Annotated in this window: 17 protein-coding genes and 1 riboswitch; of the genes, 1 reads left to right on the top strand and 16 read right to left on the bottom strand. The window is 45.0% G+C overall.

Annotated elements, in window-relative coordinates; translation table 11 throughout:
- Window positions 1-60: 60 nt before the first annotated feature.
- The 6 genes from BLQ32_RS19695 to BLQ32_RS09675 all read right to left on the bottom strand — a co-directional run bounded on the left by BLQ32_RS19695 (window position 61) and on the right by BLQ32_RS09675 (window position 6892).
- Window positions 61-177, bottom strand: a complete 117-nt coding sequence (locus BLQ32_RS19695) for a methionine/alanine import family NSS transporter small subunit (protein WP_139150527.1) — start codon at window positions 175-177, stop codon at window positions 61-63.
- A 16-nt stretch (window positions 178-193) separates the two neighbouring features.
- Entirely contained in the window at window positions 194-1714 is a 1521-nt protein-coding gene (locus tag BLQ32_RS09695; RefSeq protein ID WP_074510170.1) for a sodium-dependent transporter, read from the bottom strand.
- 192 nt (window positions 1715-1906) lie between these two features.
- On the bottom strand, window positions 1907-3484 hold the full coding sequence (locus BLQ32_RS09690) for a Na+/H+ antiporter NhaC family protein (RefSeq protein ID WP_074510169.1): 1578 nt from the start codon (window positions 3482-3484) through the stop codon (window positions 1907-1909).
- 110 nt (window positions 3485-3594) lie between these two features.
- A riboswitch (Lysine riboswitch) is annotated at window positions 3595-3777 on the bottom strand.
- 70 nt (window positions 3778-3847) lie between these two features.
- Window positions 3848-5191 carry a bifunctional metallophosphatase/5'-nucleotidase gene (locus BLQ32_RS09685; protein WP_074510168.1) on the bottom strand — a complete coding sequence of 448 codons (1344 nt, stop codon included), beginning with the start codon at window positions 5189-5191 and terminating at the stop codon, window positions 3848-3850.
- Between the two features lie 13 nt (window positions 5192-5204).
- Window positions 5205-6032, bottom strand: coding sequence for a sulfite exporter TauE/SafE family protein (locus tag BLQ32_RS09680; RefSeq protein WP_074510167.1), 828 nt, complete (start codon window positions 6030-6032; stop codon window positions 5205-5207).
- Window positions 6032-6892 (bottom strand): DUF72 domain-containing protein, encoded by an 861-nt coding sequence (locus BLQ32_RS09675; RefSeq protein WP_074510166.1) that lies wholly within the window; start codon window positions 6890-6892, stop codon window positions 6032-6034. Before BLQ32_RS09675 ends, BLQ32_RS09680 begins: the two co-directional genes overlap by 1 nt.
- 176 nt (window positions 6893-7068) lie before the next feature.
- Here BLQ32_RS09675 and BLQ32_RS09670 point away from each other — a divergent pair, with 176 nt between their 5' ends.
- Window positions 7069-7761, top strand: a complete 693-nt coding sequence (locus tag BLQ32_RS09670) for a DNA alkylation repair protein (protein WP_074510165.1) — start codon at window positions 7069-7071, stop codon at window positions 7759-7761.
- 59 nt (window positions 7762-7820) lie between these two features.
- Here BLQ32_RS09670 and BLQ32_RS09665 read toward each other — a convergent pair whose 3' ends face one another.
- From BLQ32_RS09665 to BLQ32_RS09625, 10 genes are all read right to left on the bottom strand, one after another.
- The gene (locus BLQ32_RS09665) at window positions 7821-8006 is read right to left on the bottom strand and encodes a hypothetical protein (RefSeq protein ID WP_074510164.1); all 186 of its coding nucleotides are present in this window, start codon (window positions 8004-8006) and stop codon (window positions 7821-7823) included.
- Between the two features lie 185 nt (window positions 8007-8191).
- Entirely contained in the window at window positions 8192-9589 is a 1398-nt protein-coding gene (gene sufB / locus BLQ32_RS09660; RefSeq protein ID WP_036808280.1) for a Fe-S cluster assembly protein SufB, read from the bottom strand.
- Between the two features lie 20 nt (window positions 9590-9609).
- Entirely contained in the window at window positions 9610-10050 is a 441-nt protein-coding gene (sufU, locus tag BLQ32_RS09655) for a Fe-S cluster assembly sulfur transfer protein SufU (protein ID WP_036808278.1), read from the bottom strand.
- The gene (locus BLQ32_RS09650) at window positions 10040-11269 is read right to left on the bottom strand and encodes a cysteine desulfurase (protein ID WP_036808275.1); all 1230 of its coding nucleotides are present in this window, start codon (window positions 11267-11269) and stop codon (window positions 10040-10042) included. Before BLQ32_RS09650 ends, sufU begins: the two co-directional genes overlap by 11 nt.
- The gene (gene sufD, locus BLQ32_RS09645) at window positions 11269-12573 is read right to left on the bottom strand and encodes a Fe-S cluster assembly protein SufD (protein ID WP_074510199.1); all 1305 of its coding nucleotides are present in this window, start codon (window positions 12571-12573) and stop codon (window positions 11269-11271) included. The genes BLQ32_RS09650 and sufD overlap by 1 nt, the downstream gene beginning before the upstream one ends.
- Window positions 12574-12591: 18 nt before the next feature.
- Window positions 12592-13377 (bottom strand): Fe-S cluster assembly ATPase SufC, encoded by a 786-nt coding sequence (gene sufC, locus BLQ32_RS09640; protein ID WP_175557100.1) that lies wholly within the window; start codon window positions 13375-13377, stop codon window positions 12592-12594.
- 263 nt (window positions 13378-13640) lie between these two features.
- Entirely contained in the window at window positions 13641-13796 is a 156-nt protein-coding gene (locus tag BLQ32_RS20245; RefSeq protein WP_483312706.1) for a YuzK family famiily protein, read from the bottom strand.
- A gap of 198 nt (window positions 13797-13994) precedes the next feature.
- Window positions 13995-14525: a hypothetical protein gene (locus tag BLQ32_RS09635; protein ID WP_036808266.1), complete on the bottom strand. Its 531-nt coding sequence runs from the start codon at window positions 14523-14525 to the stop codon at window positions 13995-13997.
- Between the two features lie 101 nt (window positions 14526-14626).
- On the bottom strand, window positions 14627-15799 hold the full coding sequence (locus BLQ32_RS09630; RefSeq protein ID WP_074510163.1) for a dicarboxylate/amino acid:cation symporter: 1173 nt from the start codon (window positions 15797-15799) through the stop codon (window positions 14627-14629).
- Window positions 15800-16051: 252 nt separating this feature from the next.
- Window positions 16052-16870, bottom strand: a complete 819-nt coding sequence (locus BLQ32_RS09625; protein ID WP_074510162.1) for a MetQ/NlpA family ABC transporter substrate-binding protein — start codon at window positions 16868-16870, stop codon at window positions 16052-16054.
- Window positions 16871-16892 lie beyond the last annotated feature (22 nt).

Below are 16892 nucleotides of genomic sequence, written 5' to 3'. Positions count from 1 at the left end.
AGTTGGAAGGTTTTCTATATGCACAAAAAAGCCCGGAAGCAGATGCTCCGGGCTTTTTTATCAAGCTGCTCTTTTAGCGGCTCTGCTTTTGCTGACGGCGTGCATGATGCTTGCCACTAATCCGCCCCAAATGATGACCATTCCGATAATCATTACTACGATTGCGCTAATTGACATGTTATGGTCCCCCTTATTATTTATCTTCCTCAAACTGTGCATGGTCTTTATGCCATTTGCCAACCGATAAGAGAATCCCGAGTAGGATAGCTCCCAGCGCAACGGCTGTACCGCCTAGCATGATGAACGTATCCGAATATCCTTCGTAGTTTCCGGTTTCGGTATCGAACTCTTTAAGAAGGTTAGTTTTGAATAAGCCGAACATCATATAACCCAAGACGATCGGAGTTACGATGCCCAAGCAGATTTTCCACCATCCGCCAAGCCGGATATCCGAAATGGCATCAGCATGGCCTTTAAGCATATCCGCTTTGCGGAACACCCAAACAATCAATACCACTTCCACCAAACCGATTGCTGCTACACCAAATTGGTTAATGAAGTAATCAGCAACGTCCAGGAAGAACAATCCGCCTTGTGTTGCAAACAAAATCGAAATGATAGCAGCTAATCCACCGCCCAATGCAACCGCTTTATTTCTTGAAATTCCGAATTTCTCAGAAAAACCGGCTACATATGTCTCCGTAATCGAAATCAATGAAGTTAATCCGGCAAGGGTCAACGACAGGAAGAACAATGCTCCAAACAAACCATTAAAGCCTGGGAATTCATTGATGATTTGCGGGAACACAACGAATGCCAGCCCTACGCCCGCTGCAGCAACATCCGCCACTGCCACTCCTTGCTGGTTCGCCATGAAGCCTAATGCAGCAAACACACCGATACCGGCAAGCAATTCAAATGCCGAGTTGGCAAATCCGGTGATGAACGCATTGTTCGTAATATCCGATTTTTTCGGCAAGTAACTTGCATAAGTGATCATAATAGCGAAAGCTACCGATAAACTGAAGAAAATGTGGCCATAAGCCGCTACCCAAACTTGCGGATTTAAAATGGCATCAAAATTAGGTTTAAAAAATGCATCAAGTCCAAGAGATGCCCCGTCAAGAGTAACCGCTCTGATTACCACAACAAGGAAAATGACCACCAATGTCGGAATGAAAATCCGGTTTGCCAGCTCAATCCCCTTTTTGACTCCGGCAAACAAAATGCCCAGTGTGATAATCCATACCAGTGCCAGCGGAATTAGTACACCCCATACAAGTCCCCCGGTCTGGCCAGGCGTAACGGTCAATTGAAGGAAATCATTAAATAGGAAAGCTTCTGTATCGCTTCCCCATGCCTGGTTGAACGAAAAAATTGTGTAGCGCATAGACCAGGCAATAATGACCGCATAATAGGTGGAGATGACAAATGAAACAAAAATTGCCCACCAACCCATCCATTCTAGCTTTTTGCCGCTCATTCTAAAGAACGATAACGGCGCTGATCCACGGAACTTATGGCCAATGGTGAATTCCATGATTAAAATTGGGATTCCTGCTGTCAGCAGAGCGAATAAGTACGGTATAAAGAATGCTCCTCCACCATTTTCATAAGCGACGTATGGAAACCGCCAGATATTTCCCAAACCTACTGCAGACCCGACTGCCGCCATAACAAAACCGGCTCGAGTCCCCCATTGTGAACGTTCCATTTTTGTTCCCCCTTTGTTTCTTCCAATTTACTTACAGAAAAATAGGAAGTTTGTTTATTTTCAGATTATTGACTAATCTAAAAATAGTATAACTAGGGGGACAGTCAAAGTAAAGATAAATTCAAGATTTTTTCAAAGAAAACTATTATTGCAATAATAAAAAAGCAGAGATAAAGAATCTCTGCTTTTTCATTATTGAGTATTTGCTTGTTTTCCAACTAAAGAACCCTGCTTAGACCAGATTACAAACAATATCACTAAAATAACAATAACTGATGCTAAAGCCAGCCAAAGCGAACCGGTAAACCCTATGACAATATACCCTACCGCGCCAATGGCCGCTGCGGTCAATGCATAAGGCAATTGCGTTAAGACGTGATCCATATGGTTGCTTCCTGCTCCCGTGGACGACAAAATCGTCGTATCCGAAATAGGTGAGCAATGATCGCCGAATACCGCGCCTGCCAATACCGCTGCCAATGCCGGCAATAAAAGTTCAGGTGCTGCCTGGGCCATAATATTTCCTGCAATCGGAAGCAATATCCCGAACGACCCCCAGGAAGTTCCTGTTGAGAATGCCATAAATCCTGCGAGTACATATAACAATACCGGTAGAATAGCAGTCGGCAGATTCCACGCAGTGACAAGGTCAGCCAAGTATAAGCCGGTTTGAAGGGCATCAATCAAATAGCTTAATGACCAGGCGAAGATTAAAATGAAAACCGCACCGGACATGGATTTAATGCCTTCAGCAATCCCTTTGAACATCCATGTCGCATTGGCCGTTTTATTCTTTTTAAATTGTCTCACGTACAGCAGAATAGAAGAAACTGCTCCAAGAAGTCCTCCTACCAATAAGGAGGTTGGCACGTCGGTGTTTTCGAAAATTAACCAGATATCAAAAATTTGTCCAGCATTCTGGTAACCTGTGTACAGCATAGAACCAACAGTTCCAGCAATCAGCAAGATGATTGGCAGCAACAAATCCATGACACGCCCATGGGAATGGGTCGGGAAATCTTCCTTCATTTCCCCGGGAATTGTTTTATTGGCATCATATAATTCACCTGTTTCGATGGCACGCATCTCGTGTTTTCTCATTGCACCAAAATCCACGTCGCGGATGGCGATGAAAAAGACAATAGCCAGTGTGGCAATGACGTAAAAGTTCATCGGAGCCATCCACACAAAAGCTTGAAGCGCAGACATCTGCACATAGCTTTGCCCCGCTAAAATGGTCGCCACAATCCCGATGATCGCTGCTCCCCAGCTCGATACCGGCGAAATGACGCAGACCGGTGCAGCGGTAGAATCGATGAAGTAGGCCAGTTTAGCACGGGATACTTTGTAGCGGTCCGTAATCGGACGTGCCACTTGTCCAACTGCCAGGGCATTAAAGTAATCATCGATAAATATAACCATGCCGAGCACCACTGTAAGAATTTTAGCGCCTCGGCGGCTTTTGATGCGTGTAGCTGCCCACTCGGCAAAAGCATGGCTTCCGCCGGACAAACTGACAAACGCAGTGATGATTCCAAGCAAGAGCAGGAACAGAATGATGAAGACGTTATAAGCGTTAAAGCCTTCGTCCCAGAACGTAATGGCGAATGAATTATATACTTCCCGCAATGCTTCCAGCGGCGCAAATGACGTTAAAATCAAAGCCCCAGCCACAATTCCCGCGCCGAGCGATAACAGCACGCGGCGAGTCAGCAGCACCATGACAATCGCAATGATTGGCGGCAAAATCGAAAAAATAGTGTTTTCCATGTTACAGATTCCTCCTGTTTTCTAGGATGGAAGAGAAAGAAAAAGAGCCCACTGTCTCCCAATGGATACAGTCAGCCCTCTACAATTCGTCTGTGCGTTCAAACACCAAACAACCCTGTAGCTCTTCGCTTATGTTAAAACATAAACGACAGTGGCATTCTTGTTCAGAATACCCCCAGCTCTTTTTTCAGTGACAGCAAAAAAAGAACTTCGGCAAAACTTCCTTTTAGATGTGTTCAACGTTGTCACACTCGCACATCGTACTTATAAGTTTTGCAGCCTCTACCCATCAATATTTATTTCATAGTAAGCATAGCCCATAATATTTACAAAATCAAATGTATGTTAAGTGCGAATTTTCTTTCAACGGATGGCTTTGCTCCGGAAATACTGGCTGAAAACGTCCCGCAGGAATTCGGGCATAAAATACTTTTTCGGCGCGCGCTTCAGCGTCGGGAAAAAGTAGCCGAACGTAAACATATCCAATGTAATCAGTTCGAAGGTTTCGTCGTGGGCTGCCGGTTTTCCGCCGACGAACAGTTGATGATTTCTCAACTCCAGGCCCACTCGGATCATTTTGCCGACCACTGCTCCCCGGAATCCCATCCCTTTCAATTCGATATGCGGCCACTCTGCATTTAAGGACTGCATGTAAATTTCTTTCAGCTCTGCTCCCGTCAGCTCGATCAAACATGGATTAATCGGATGCGGCAGCATTTTATGGAAGTCATAGCGGGTCGCTTTCCCGATTGGCATGTCCTCCATAAACAACCCGGCATTAAACAACGCACAAGGAGCACCTGAAAATTCCAGCAAGGCTTCGCCAAACAATTCAGCAAGTGCGGAGTCTTTGAACCATTCCGCCTTCAACTCTTTCTCATTATAAAAAATCGGTTCATCCAATTGGGCTTTGCCTTGTTCAATAAGCAGCTCATTGAATGTGTCGTCGCTGCTTTGCAGCGTGGCAGTTTCAATCAATTGCGCTTTTTTCTCCTGGAGAAAAGGCTCGATGGTGACATGGCCGATGTACATGCCAAATTTTCCAGCGGCGCCGAGCAAAGTATTGCCGATCATTTTTCCTTCATGGAATATATGGTGTGTATGTGCCCCGAGAATCACGTCAATGCCCGGGCATAATTCCGCTAAATATTCGTCTTCTTTGACGCCCAAATGCGACAGGCAGACAATCAGGTCTGCTTCCCCTTTAATAGCCTCTACAGCCTCTATAATGGCGTTTTTAGCGTCTGAAACCGTCCAGCCGAGGCGTTTATAAAATGGAGTGAATTCGGCCGTGGCTCCGACAAGGCCAATGGTGTACCCGCTTTTTGTTTCGATCAGCCGGTGCGGTTTTGCCCATTCGGGACGATCGCCGTTCGGCTCATGTAAATTAGCGACTATCACATCAAAGTCAGCTTGTACATATAATTCGTCCAACTCTTCTTTGGACAGTGTAATGCCTTCGTTATTGCCAATCGTCACCGCATCGTATTCGGCATCATTCAGCAAATCCACGTTGCCTTTCCCCGCTGTCCCTTCGGTATAGGGATGCGATCGGTCGACATGGTCGCCAATATCGAGGATCAGGCAGACATCCCCTTCTTCCTCGTGCCAGCGTTTCCGCTCAGCCAATAAATTCTTGATGCGCGGCCAATTCGAAAAATGGCTGTGCAAATCGTTTGTATGATATATATGAATGGTCTCACCCATCACTTCCACCTCTTTAAGAACTGAATAATCCTTCGTAAATCGAACGCAGCCCCAACACCAATAAGGCAATGCGCAATATGACGACAAGCGTCTCAGACTGGAGTTTCTTGTTTAACCCTGCCCCTATTTTCGCCCCGATATAAGCTCCAGGCACTACAGCCAATGTGTAAATCCATGGAATATTGCCAAGTGAAAAATGGGTGATGGAGTTGACAATCGACGATAAAAACACCATGAACATGGAAGTCCCAACTGCCACATGCGGAGGGAACAAGAACAGCAAAATCATCGCTGGCACCATCATCGAGCCGCCGCCGATGCCAAACAGGCCGGAAGCAAATCCGACAGCGAATGTCAGCACAAGCGCCGCCCAAATCGGGTATCCATAAACATATTCCTTGTTCATGGAATCCTTAAAATGATATTTTGTGCCATTGTCGACAAACCAATGAACTTCTTTTAGCCGGTCCCGAACCAAAAGCAGAACCGCTAGAAAGACCAGCAAAATGCCGAAATACAGATTAAAAGAAGGCAAATCCAACCCTTTATTCACAAATGCCCCAATAATGGTCCCAGGCACACTTCCTGCAAAAAAGATAAATCCGCTCCGGTAATCGACGGTTTTCACTTTCATATAAGACAAGGTGGAAGATAGCCCTGTAAAAATCATCATAATCACCGAAAGCCCAACGATTTTCTGCGGTGACAACTCAGGGAAAAACGTAAACGCCGTGCCGAGAAACAGCATGGCCGGAACGAGAATGACCCCTCCGCCAAGGCCGATCAACGCACCTACGATTCCTGACAATAAGCCAACAATCGCAATCAGCACAAACTCCATTAAAATTCACCTTCAAACAAATCGAGCTGTTTCTCGTTGAGTCCTTGGAATTCCAGCTCATTCATCTCTTGGAATTGTTTGGCGTCTCCTGCAGCATGGCCGCCGGAATTGTTATTGAAAATCACATACACATTATCAGTGGATTTTTTTAAGGACGCAACAGCTTCGCTGATTTCTTCCAGCTCTTTTTTATTGTAATCATATAAGTAACGGACTTCCCGCCATTTCTTGGCATTGCCCGGATTCAACCAGCCGTGGACATTGCGGCCGTGCAGCCGAAGGAGCACTTTGTCTTCCCGGGTGGAAATCGGCACTAATGGAATGGAACCGTCTCCTGCCTGTGGTTCATCACAAACTGAATGGATCAAGTTGTTTTCCCTTAAAAACTCAATCGTCTTCTCCTTTAGTTCCGGAGCATACCACGACTGGTGGCGAAACTCGATTGCCAAATCAAATTCCTGCAAGCGCCCGACAATCTCCCGGATTTGTTCGACATTGTCCCGCTGGCAATCAAACCAAGGCGGAAACTGAAGCAGTACCATCGCCAGCTTCCCCGCTTCCTTTAAAGGCCGGATCGACAAGCGGAATGCTTCAAACATTTCGTCGCGGCTGTCAAATGGATTTTCCCCGCGCTGATGCCCGGTCATGCCTTGATACGCTTTCACCACAAACTGAAATCCTTCCGGCGTCTCGTTGATCCATTTACGGATATTGCGCTCGGGCTGGACTGCATAGAACGATGAATCCAATTCAACGATTGGAAAATGCGAACTGTAGTCAATCAGTTTTTCTGTTTTCTTTGAGCCTGGGCTGTAGACGTCCGGATGGTCGCCCCAACCTGTCAAACCAACGTATATCATCGTCCCGCCTCCATTTTTCGTTATTATTTTATGATAGCACACAAAAAATTGGACGTCTTTTTGTAAGACGCCCTTTGCGGCAATTGCAAGATTTCCAATAGAAAAAAAGCAGTTGCTGTACATTTCCCTGCTTTCGGGTGTGCTACACTTTTTAAAAAGGGTGAGGAGATGATTTCATGAAAAAAGAATGGGACCATAAAGGAATTATCGAGAAATTTGAAACCCACCGCAGCGAAGAACTGGCTGGACCGATGAGCGCGTATATGCGAAATCAATTCCCCTTTCTCGGAATCAAAACGCCTTTGCGAAAAGTATTGCTGAAGGAGCAGTTTCAGGAATATCGCCTACCTGAACCGGAACGTTTGCCAGAAGAAGTGTGGAAACTGTATGAACTGCCGGAACGCGAGTACCAGTATGCGGCTATCGCTTTGCTTGAAAAGATGGCCAAGCACTTGGCGCTTGCTGATTTGCCTTTTTTGCGGCAATTGATCGAAAGGAAATCCTGGTGGGACAGTGTCGATACCATCGCGCCGCGGATACTCGGCCTCGTCGTCAAAAATGAACGGGCTGCCGGAACGCGTGCCATGCTCGAATGGTCGCAAGCAGACAATATATGGACAAACCGCGCCGCTATTCTTCATCAATTAAAATACAAACAAGAAACAGACACGATGCTCCTTAGCCGCATTATTCTGGAACACGCCGCTTCGCCTGAATTCTTTATCCAGAAATCCATCGGCTGGGCACTTCGCGAATACGCCAAAACCAATGCCGACTGGGTACGTTCTATTGTCTTGGAACATGATTTGATGCCCCTCAGCAAACGGGAAGCAATGAAAAATATTAACCGAACAAAGCCCGGCGCATAAGCGCCGGGCTTTGTTCGGTTCTGCATTTCAATTATGAAGCATCATGACCGTTCATCTTGTCAAAAGAGTCCGCCTAGTCCTTTGCCGCCAATGATCGATTTTGCGGATTCGAACAGTTCTTTTTTTTCATTTTCGTCGATTTTTCCATCTTCGTGGGCTTGTTTGGCTTGCTCCATCACTTCTTTTGCCTGCCCCAAGTCTGCGTTGCTAAGCTTTTCTTTCAATGTATCGAATGTTTGGCTCATGTCCAGCATTCCTCCTTGAAATTTACTTACTCAGCTACTATACCCTTTCATGAGACCCCAAAACTTAATAAGATTGTCCATAGTTTACTATAAAAAAGCACTTATTGATTTTTTGACTTTAAGAGATTCCATAAAAAAACCCCTTAGCATGAACAGAGCCATGCCAAGAGGGATTGAGACATTTATTAACCGATAGAGCCTTCCATTTCGAACTTGATCAAACGGTTCATTTCTACCGCATATTCCATTGGAAGTTCTTTTGTGAATGGCTCGATAAAGCCCATTACAATCATTTCTGTTGCTTCTTGTTCAGAAACGCCGCGGCTCATCAAGTAGAACAATTGCTCTTCAGATACTTTTGAAACTTTCGCTTCATGCTCTAAAGATACGTTGTCGTTCAAGATTTCATTGTATGGAATTGTATCAGAAGTTGACTGATTGTCCATGATCAATGTATCACATTCGATGTTTGAACGGGCGCCATCAGCTTTGCGGCCGAAGTGAACGATCCCGCGGTAGGAAACTTTACCGCCTTGTTTCGAAATGGATTTCGAAACGATTGAAGATGAAGTGTTTGGAGCCAAGTGAATCATTTTCGCTCCAGCATCCTGGTGCTGCCCTTTGCCGGCGATTGCAATCGACAAGGTCATGCCGCGTGCGCCTTCGCCTTTCAAGTAAACAGCCGGGTATTTCATCGTCAATTTAGAACCGATGTTGCCATCAATCCATTCCATTGTACCGTTGGCATCTACAAATGCGCGTTTCGTTACAAGGTTGTAAACGTTGTTTGCCCAGTTTTGGATAGTTGTGTAACGGCAATATGCATCTTTTTTCACAACAATTTCAACTACAGCAGAGTGCAGAGAGTTTGTTGTGTAGACCGGTGCTGTACAGCCTTCTACATAGTGAACGCTAGCGCCTTCGTCTACAATGATCATCGTACGTTCGAATTGGCCCATGTTTTCCGAGTTGATGCGGAAATATGCCTGAAGCGGAGATTCCACTTTAATGCCTTTCGGTACATAGATGAACGATCCACCAGACCATACGGCTGTGTTAAGAGCCGCGAACTTATTGTCTGCGGCTGGAATTACGGTCTGCCAGTATTCACGGAACAAGTCTTCGTTTTCACGAAGCGCTGCATCTGTGTCTTTAAAGACAATCCCCATATCTTCCAATTCCACTTTCATGTTGTGGTAAACAACTTCTGATTCATACTGTGCAGAAACACCTGCAAGGTATTTCTGTTCAGCTTCCGGAATTCCCAGTTTATCAAATGTTGCTTTGATTTCGTCCGGAACTTCGTCCCAAGAAGTCTGGCTCGCTTCAGACGGTTTTACGTAATACGTAATTTCATCGAAGTTCAATGAACCCAAATCGCCGCCCCATTGTGGCATTGGCATTGAGTAGAACAATTTTAAAGCTTTCAGACGGGATTTCAACATCCATTCCGGTTCGTTCTTGATACCTGAAATTTCTCTTACGATATCTTCTGTAAGTCCACGTTTTGATCGGAACACCGACACATCTTTATCGTGGAACCCATATTTATAATCACCGATCTCCGGCATTTTTTTCGCCATCGTCGTTCCTCCGTTCTGTGTTACGATTTTTCTTCGCTTTTTACGCCTTTTTCCATGGCTTTCCATGCAAGAGTAGCACATTTAATGCGTGCAGGGAATTGGGAAACACCTTGCAATGCTTCAATATCCCCTAAATCGATTGAATCATCGTATTCTTTTCCAAGCATCATATCGGAAAAGATATGCGAAAGCTGCAACGCTGTTTCGACATCTTTGCCTTTAACCGCCTGGGTCATCATTGAAGCAGATGCCATCGAAATTGAACAGCCTTCACCGTCGAATTTTGCATCTTTGACAATATTGTCTTCGACTTGCAGCGTCAGCTGAATCCGGTCGCCGCATGTCGGGTTGTTCATTTCGATATTTACGCTGTTGGATTCAAGCGCGCCTTTGTTGCGCGGCGTTTTGTAATGATCCATGATTACTTGCCGATAAAGTTGATCTAAATTATTAAAAGACATTATTGAAATACTCCTTTGCTGTACGCAGGCCTTCCACTAAACGATCGATATCCGATTCGTCATTGTAGACATAGAAGCTGGCGCGTGCTGTAGCAGTCACATTCAGCCACTTCATCAGCGGTTGCGCACAATGGTGTCCAGCACGGACAGCGATGCCGCTCATATCCAGAACAGTCGCTACATCATGCGGATGCACGTCATTTAAATTGAACGTTACAATGCCTGCACGTTTTGCAGGATCTTTCGGACCATAAATCTGGAGCCCTTCGATGCCGCTCATTCTGTCCATCGCATAAGCAGCCATCGCATGTTCGTGCTGCTCAATATTATTCAAGCCGATTTCATTCAGAAAATCGATTGCAGCACCGAGGCCAACCGCTCCTGCAATGATAGGCGTCCCGCCTTCAAATTTCCAAGGAAGCTCTTTCCATGTTGAATCATAGAGGCCAACAAAATCAATCATTTCGCCGCCAAACTCAACAGGTTCCATCTCTTCCAGTAATGCCTGCTTGCCGTACAATACGCCGATTCCAGTCGGACCGACCATCTTATGGCCGGAAAAAGCAAAGAAATCGCAATCAAGCTGCTGAACGTCGATTTTCAAGTGAGGTGCAGCCTGAGCACCGTCTACAACAAGAACGGCTCCATTTTCATGGGCAATCTGCGCAACTTCTTTTACCGGGTTCATCGTGCCAAGAACATTCGAAACGTAGACCATTGAGACAATTTTCGTCCGTTCAGTTATAGCTGCCCGCACTTGTTCCAATGAAATCGTACCGTCTTCTTCAAGTTCAATATACTTCAGAATCGCTCCGCGTTCTTTAGCGAGTTGCTGCCATGGAATGATATTGGAATGGTGTTCCATATAAGTGATGACGATTTCATCGCCTTCTTCCACATTCGCTCTGCCGTAGCTTTGGGCTACTGTATTGATGGCAGTCGTAGTTCCGCGGACAAAAATCACTTCTTTGGCATCATTGGCATTGATGAATTTCCGGACCTTTTCGCGTGCGCCTTCATACTTTTCTGTCGCCCGGTTGCCGAGCGTATGCACGCCGCGGTGAACATTGGAATTGTCAAACTCATAATAGTTTTTCAATGCTTCAATGACCTGCACCGGTTTTTGGGAAGTGGCGGCACTGTCCAGATAAACAAGTGGATGGCCATTAATTTCTTGGTTCAGTATCGGAAAATAGCTTTTTATCTCTTGGTTGATCATTAGCGGACTTTCCTTTCGATAACCTCCGTCAATTGCTTTTTAACGCCCTCGATTGGCAGCACATTTACCACTGGTGCCAAGAAGCCGTGAATAACAAGACGTTCAGCTTCCTGTTTTGTGATGCCGCGGCTCATCAAATAATACAATTGAAGCGGATCTACTCGGCCAACTGAAGCAGCGTGGCCTGCGGTTACATCGTCTTCGTCGATCAATAGAATCGGGTTTGCATCCCCGCGTGCTTTCGGGCTCAGCATAAGGACACGAGATTCCTGTTCAGCATTCGCTTTAGAAGCACCGTGTTCGATTTTGCCGATGCCGTTGAAAATAGCGGATGCCGCTTCTTTCATAACGCCATGCGTCAAAATCTGGCCTTCTGAGTTTTTGCCCCAATGCGTTACAGTTGTGGTAAAGTTCTGTTTCTGAGTGCCTCTGCCAACTACAACCGTTTTTGTATCGCCAGTTGAATTGTCGCCAATCAGGTAAGTTGTGTTTTCAGAAATCGTATCGCTGTCGTTCATCATACCAAGCGCCCATTCAATCGTTGCATCACGTTTCGCAACTCCACGGCGGTTGATATAAGCTGTAAATCCTTCAGCCAATACGTCCACTGCACCGTAAGTGATTTTCGCATTGTCTTCTGCAATAACTTCAGAAACGATGTTTGCGAGTCCGTTTGCTTTGGGTACTGTTGAAATATATGTTTCAACATACGTTACCTGGCTGCTTGTATCTGCTACAACCAACACGTGGTTGAACAGTGAAGCGTCTGCGTTGTCGTGGATGAATACCACTTGGACCGGCTCTTCAATGACGACGTTTTTCGGTACATATAAGAATACGCCGCCGTTTAACAAGGCTGCATGAAGCGATGTCAATTTATGCTCTTCCGCTTTTACAGCTTCGTTCATAAAATATTTTCCGACTAGGTCTGCATGGTCACGGATCGCGGTGAAGATATCCGTTAAGATAACTCCTTTCGCTTTCAGTTCTTCTGGCAATGCCAAGTAGGCTGGTGTATTGTTGTGCTGGATATACAGATTTTTCTGTTTCAAGTCAACAAGAGACTGCACTTCTTCCGGAAGCTCCGTAAGCGAAGCATACGTTGAGCTGTCTGTTGAATGCACAGGAAACTCAGTAAAGTTCCAGGCCGCAATTTTCGTTTTATCAGGTTTTGGCAACGGCAATACTTCTGCAGCTGCAAGCGCCTGAACGCGCAAGTTTGTAAACTCTTCAGGTTCTGATTTAGAAGCCGAGAAGGAGCGTACGTCCTGCTCGGTTATTTTTAAATTCGTTTCAACCGTCACGTTAGTTTCCCCTTCCAATTAAGCTTCTTGTCCTACAGTCTCATCTTCGATTCCAAGTTCCGCTTTGATCCAGTCATAGCCTTCTGCTTCCAGTTTGTGAGAAAGTTCTTCTCCACCGGATTTAACGACACGGCCCTGCATCATTACGTGAACATGGTCAGGTGTGATGTAGTTTAACAAGCGCTGATAGTGAGTGATGATCAAGCAGCCAAAGTTTTCGCTTCTCATTTGGTTAACGCCTTCAGATACAACTTTCAATGCGTCAATATCCAAACCGGAGTCAATTTCGTCAAGGACTGCAATTTTCGGTTTGATCATCATCATTTGAAGAATTTCATTGCGTTTCTTTTCCCCGCCTGAGAATCCTTCGTTCAAATAGCGTTGCGCCATTTCCTGGTCCATATCAAGAACTTCCATTTTCTTGTCAAGTTCACGGATAAATTTCATCAATGAAATTTCATCGCCTTCTTCGCGGCGGGCATTCATAGCCGAACGCATGAAGTCAGCATTTGTTACTCCAGAAATTTCACTCGGGTATTGCATGCCAAGGAAAAGGCCAGCGCGTGCGCGTTCGTCCACTTCCATTTCCAATACGTCTTCGCCGTCCAAAGTAATTGAACCGGATGTTACTTCATATTTTGGATGCCCCATGATAGCAGAAGCCAAAGTTGACTTACCTGTTCCGTTAGGTCCCATGATGGCATGAATTTCACCTGTATTAATAGTTAAATTTACACCCTTTAAAATCTCTTTACCTTCGATTTCAACGTGCAAATCTTTAATGACCAAAGTTGACATGTAAATACCTCCATAAAGTTGATGTTGAATGGCAAACCATTCTTAATTAGTATCATTCTAATCTTAACCGAAATCCGCATTAGTAGCAAATCATTAAACCGAAGAAGAATTTTAGAAATGAGCTTTTCAAAATGCTGTATTTATTGCTAAATCCGGGTTTTCGGCACACTGTTTCCGAGGCATTTTTATTTTCAATAGAAACTCACTAAATGAGAATACATATCAATCAAAAAACCAGCACCTAAAGGCACTGGCTTAAGCATACTATATTAATCACGGTGTACCAGACGCTCGATCTTCGCAGCCGCTAGCTGCCCTTTTTGATAGTCTCGTTCTCTCCGCTGCTCTACTTCTACAATTTTGTTTGTGTCGTTTTGGTATTCATCAATACCAAATCCGTGGACGTCTCGAAATGCCTGCTCCATTTTCTCCGTGTGCTCAATTCCGTGTGAATCGATAGTGAACCATTCCTTTCGAATTTGTATTTCAGTATGTATTATACCCCTGTTATTTCGCTTAAAACCCAGGAACAGCAAATTTGTCAGAAAATAGCACTATTGTCTTAGGAAGTGGAAGAACCTACAAAAAGACCCGGAATATGAATATTCCGGGTCTAGAAGCGATTATTTTGCTACTTCTGTATAGATGCTAGATGGATTAAGTTCCAATGATTCCAGCATAGCGTTAAACTTTTCGTCGGCTTCAGCGAATTTAGCATTTGCCGCTTCAAAAGATGCTTCTTTTGTCAGTTCTTCCGCTTTCATGTCGTAGGATTCTTTAATAGAAGAAAGTCCTGCTTCGATATCTTCTTTATGGTCAGCCAGTGATTCCGGAATTTCGATTCCTTCCACTGCTGCCGCTGTTTTTTCAGCAGAAGCTTTAGCTGCATCTTTCATTGCCTGCAAATCTGCCCCTTCAGGAAGCGTGCTTTCTGTCTGGTTCACTTCAAACGTGTTCAAGTCAACATCTGTACCGTTGATTGTTTGAGGAATGGACATATAGAAACGCATAAATTCCTGCTTGGCGTTGCCCGTCTCTTTCGATGTCTCTTCTGATGCTGTCTGTTCTTTAGCTGTGTCTTCTGTAGCAGTTTCTTCACTGCATGCCCCTAGGAATAAAGCAGCTGAAAAGCCGATCATAAGCAATTTCTTCATGGTGTTTTCCCCCTTGTAATTGAAATCCTCAGTTATAATAGCATAGCTGAATGAAATCGTATACAGTAGGGCGAATAGCCGGAATTCATTGAATTTCCATATTATTGCAATACTTTTTTCCCATTGGTAAACCGGTCTACAATCATTGCAAGTGCCCCGTCGCCTGTCACATTCGCAGCAGTGCCGAAGCTATCCTGTGCCAGATATAAAGCGATCATTAACGCCACCATCGTCGGATCGAATCCGAGCATGGCTTCAAGCAAGCCGATAGCTGCCATAACAGCTCCTCCCGGCACTCCTGGAGCAGCAATCATCGTGACGCCCAGCATGAAGATAAAGGGTAGGAAACTTGAAAAGCTCGGCAGATCTCCTGTCAAAAGTAGCACACCAATGGAGCACGACACGATTGTAATGGTGCTTCCCGACAAATGGATGGTCGCGAATAGCGGCACTGCAAAATCGACCACTTTTTCGTTCGCGCCTGTTTCGCGCGCTTGGCGAACGGTGACGGGAATTGTTGCTGCTGAAGACTGTGTGCCGAGGGCAGTGAAGTATGCCGGCAGCATCGTTTTCAATAAGCGCATCGGATTCTTTTTGTTCAACGTTCCTGCTGCTGTGTATTGAAGCATCAGCATCACCCAATGCAGAATAATAATCATGACGAACACGACTGCAAAAAGCGATAAAATTTTGGCGACCGCTCCGCCGTATGCCATATTGGCAAAAATCCCGAAGATATGGAATGGCAATAACGGAATGATGACATATGAAATGGTTTTTTCAATAATGGCCTGGAATTCTTCAAAAAACGAAATCATGGTTTTGCTTCCCGTAGAAGCCATGCCAATGCCCAGCAAAAATGCCAATATCAATGCTGACATGACGCCGAACACCGGCGGCATATCCAAAGCGATAAAAGAGGTAGCCAATGCTTTTTCCGGGTCTTCAATACCACTCATCGCACCAGCTTCCATAAAGTTCGGCAAAATGGTTGTTGCTGCAAAGAACGCCAATATGCCCGCTGCGATGGTCGAAGCATAAGCAAAAAACGTAGCCAGCCCGAGCAGTTTTCCTGAGCCTTTGCCAAGCTGCGCAATACCTGGTGCAATAAACCCGAGAATAATCAGCGGAACGATGAAATTAAGGAAGTTCCCAAAAATCGTTGTGAATGTGGCGAATATCCGTGCCATCCATTCCGGCGCAAACGAACCAATCAATACCCCTAATGCGATAGCAACAATAATCCTCGGCAAAAGACCGAATTTTATCTTCATGATGTGTCCTCCCTAGATGAACAACTGTTTTTTTATTATTATACAAAAGTATCACATAGCGCACCGAAAGAGAAGAGAACCTTTAAAACCCGGAATATTTTTATTATTCCATTAAAATGATAAGATTCTATTAAAATCTAAAGCGTTAAATGCTGTTGCCGCTTCGCCCGGACACGTTGCTGATCATTAAACGACAGAAAATAAAAAGCAGGTCCACTCAATTTCTTGAGGAACCTGCTTTTTCGCATATTATTATTCAACTGGTACTACAGAACCGCCCCACTCTTCCAAGATGAAGTCCTGAATTTCTTTCGACTTCAATGTTTCGACAAGCGCTTTGACGTTTTCATTGTCTTCATCGCCTGCATTCACTGCAATTACGTTGGCATATGGAGACTCTGAGTCTTCCAGCGCGATTGCATCTTCCAATGGATTCAAGCCGGCATCAATCGCGTAGTTTGAGTTGATCAGCAACGCATCGCCTTCTCCTGATTCATACAATTGCACCATCAAAGCCGCTTCGTAATTCGCATCAAACTCAAGGTTTTTCGGGTTTTCAACGATGTCTTTTACTTCAGCAACCGTTTTGTCTACGCCATCAGCCAATTTGATCAAACCTTTTGCTTCAAGCAAAGAAAGAATACGGCCGTGGTCAGCAACCGAGTTGCTCATCAAAATCGTTGCGCCTTCCGGAAGCTCTTCCAATGAAGCGTATTTCTGGGAGTAGACACCGATTGGTTCGATATGGATCGCACCGGCATTTTCAAAATCATAGCCGAACTCTTTCTTTTGTGATTCCAAGTAAGGAATGTGCTGGAAATAGTTCGCATCGATCTCACCGGATTCTAAATCCTGGTTCGGCAAAATGTAATCCTGATACGTTTCGATTTCAAGTTCAATGCCTTGTTCTTCTAATAGCGGTTTCGCCTCTTCCAAAATGATGGCGTGCGGAACGTTAGATGCCCCTACTTTTATTGTGCTCGACTCTTCTTCGCCTGCTCCGCCGTTGTCGCTGCCGCAGCCTGCCAAAGTTAATGCTGTCAATAATGTGCCTGCCAATAATTTTTTCATGTCTCTATCCCCTTTTTGTGTG

It is taken from the genome of Planococcus glaciei (genome assembly GCF_900099655.1).
Lineage (GTDB): Bacteria > Bacillota > Bacilli > Bacillales_A > Planococcaceae > Planococcus > Planococcus glaciei.
This window is presented reverse-complemented; position numbering and strand designations above follow the sequence as displayed.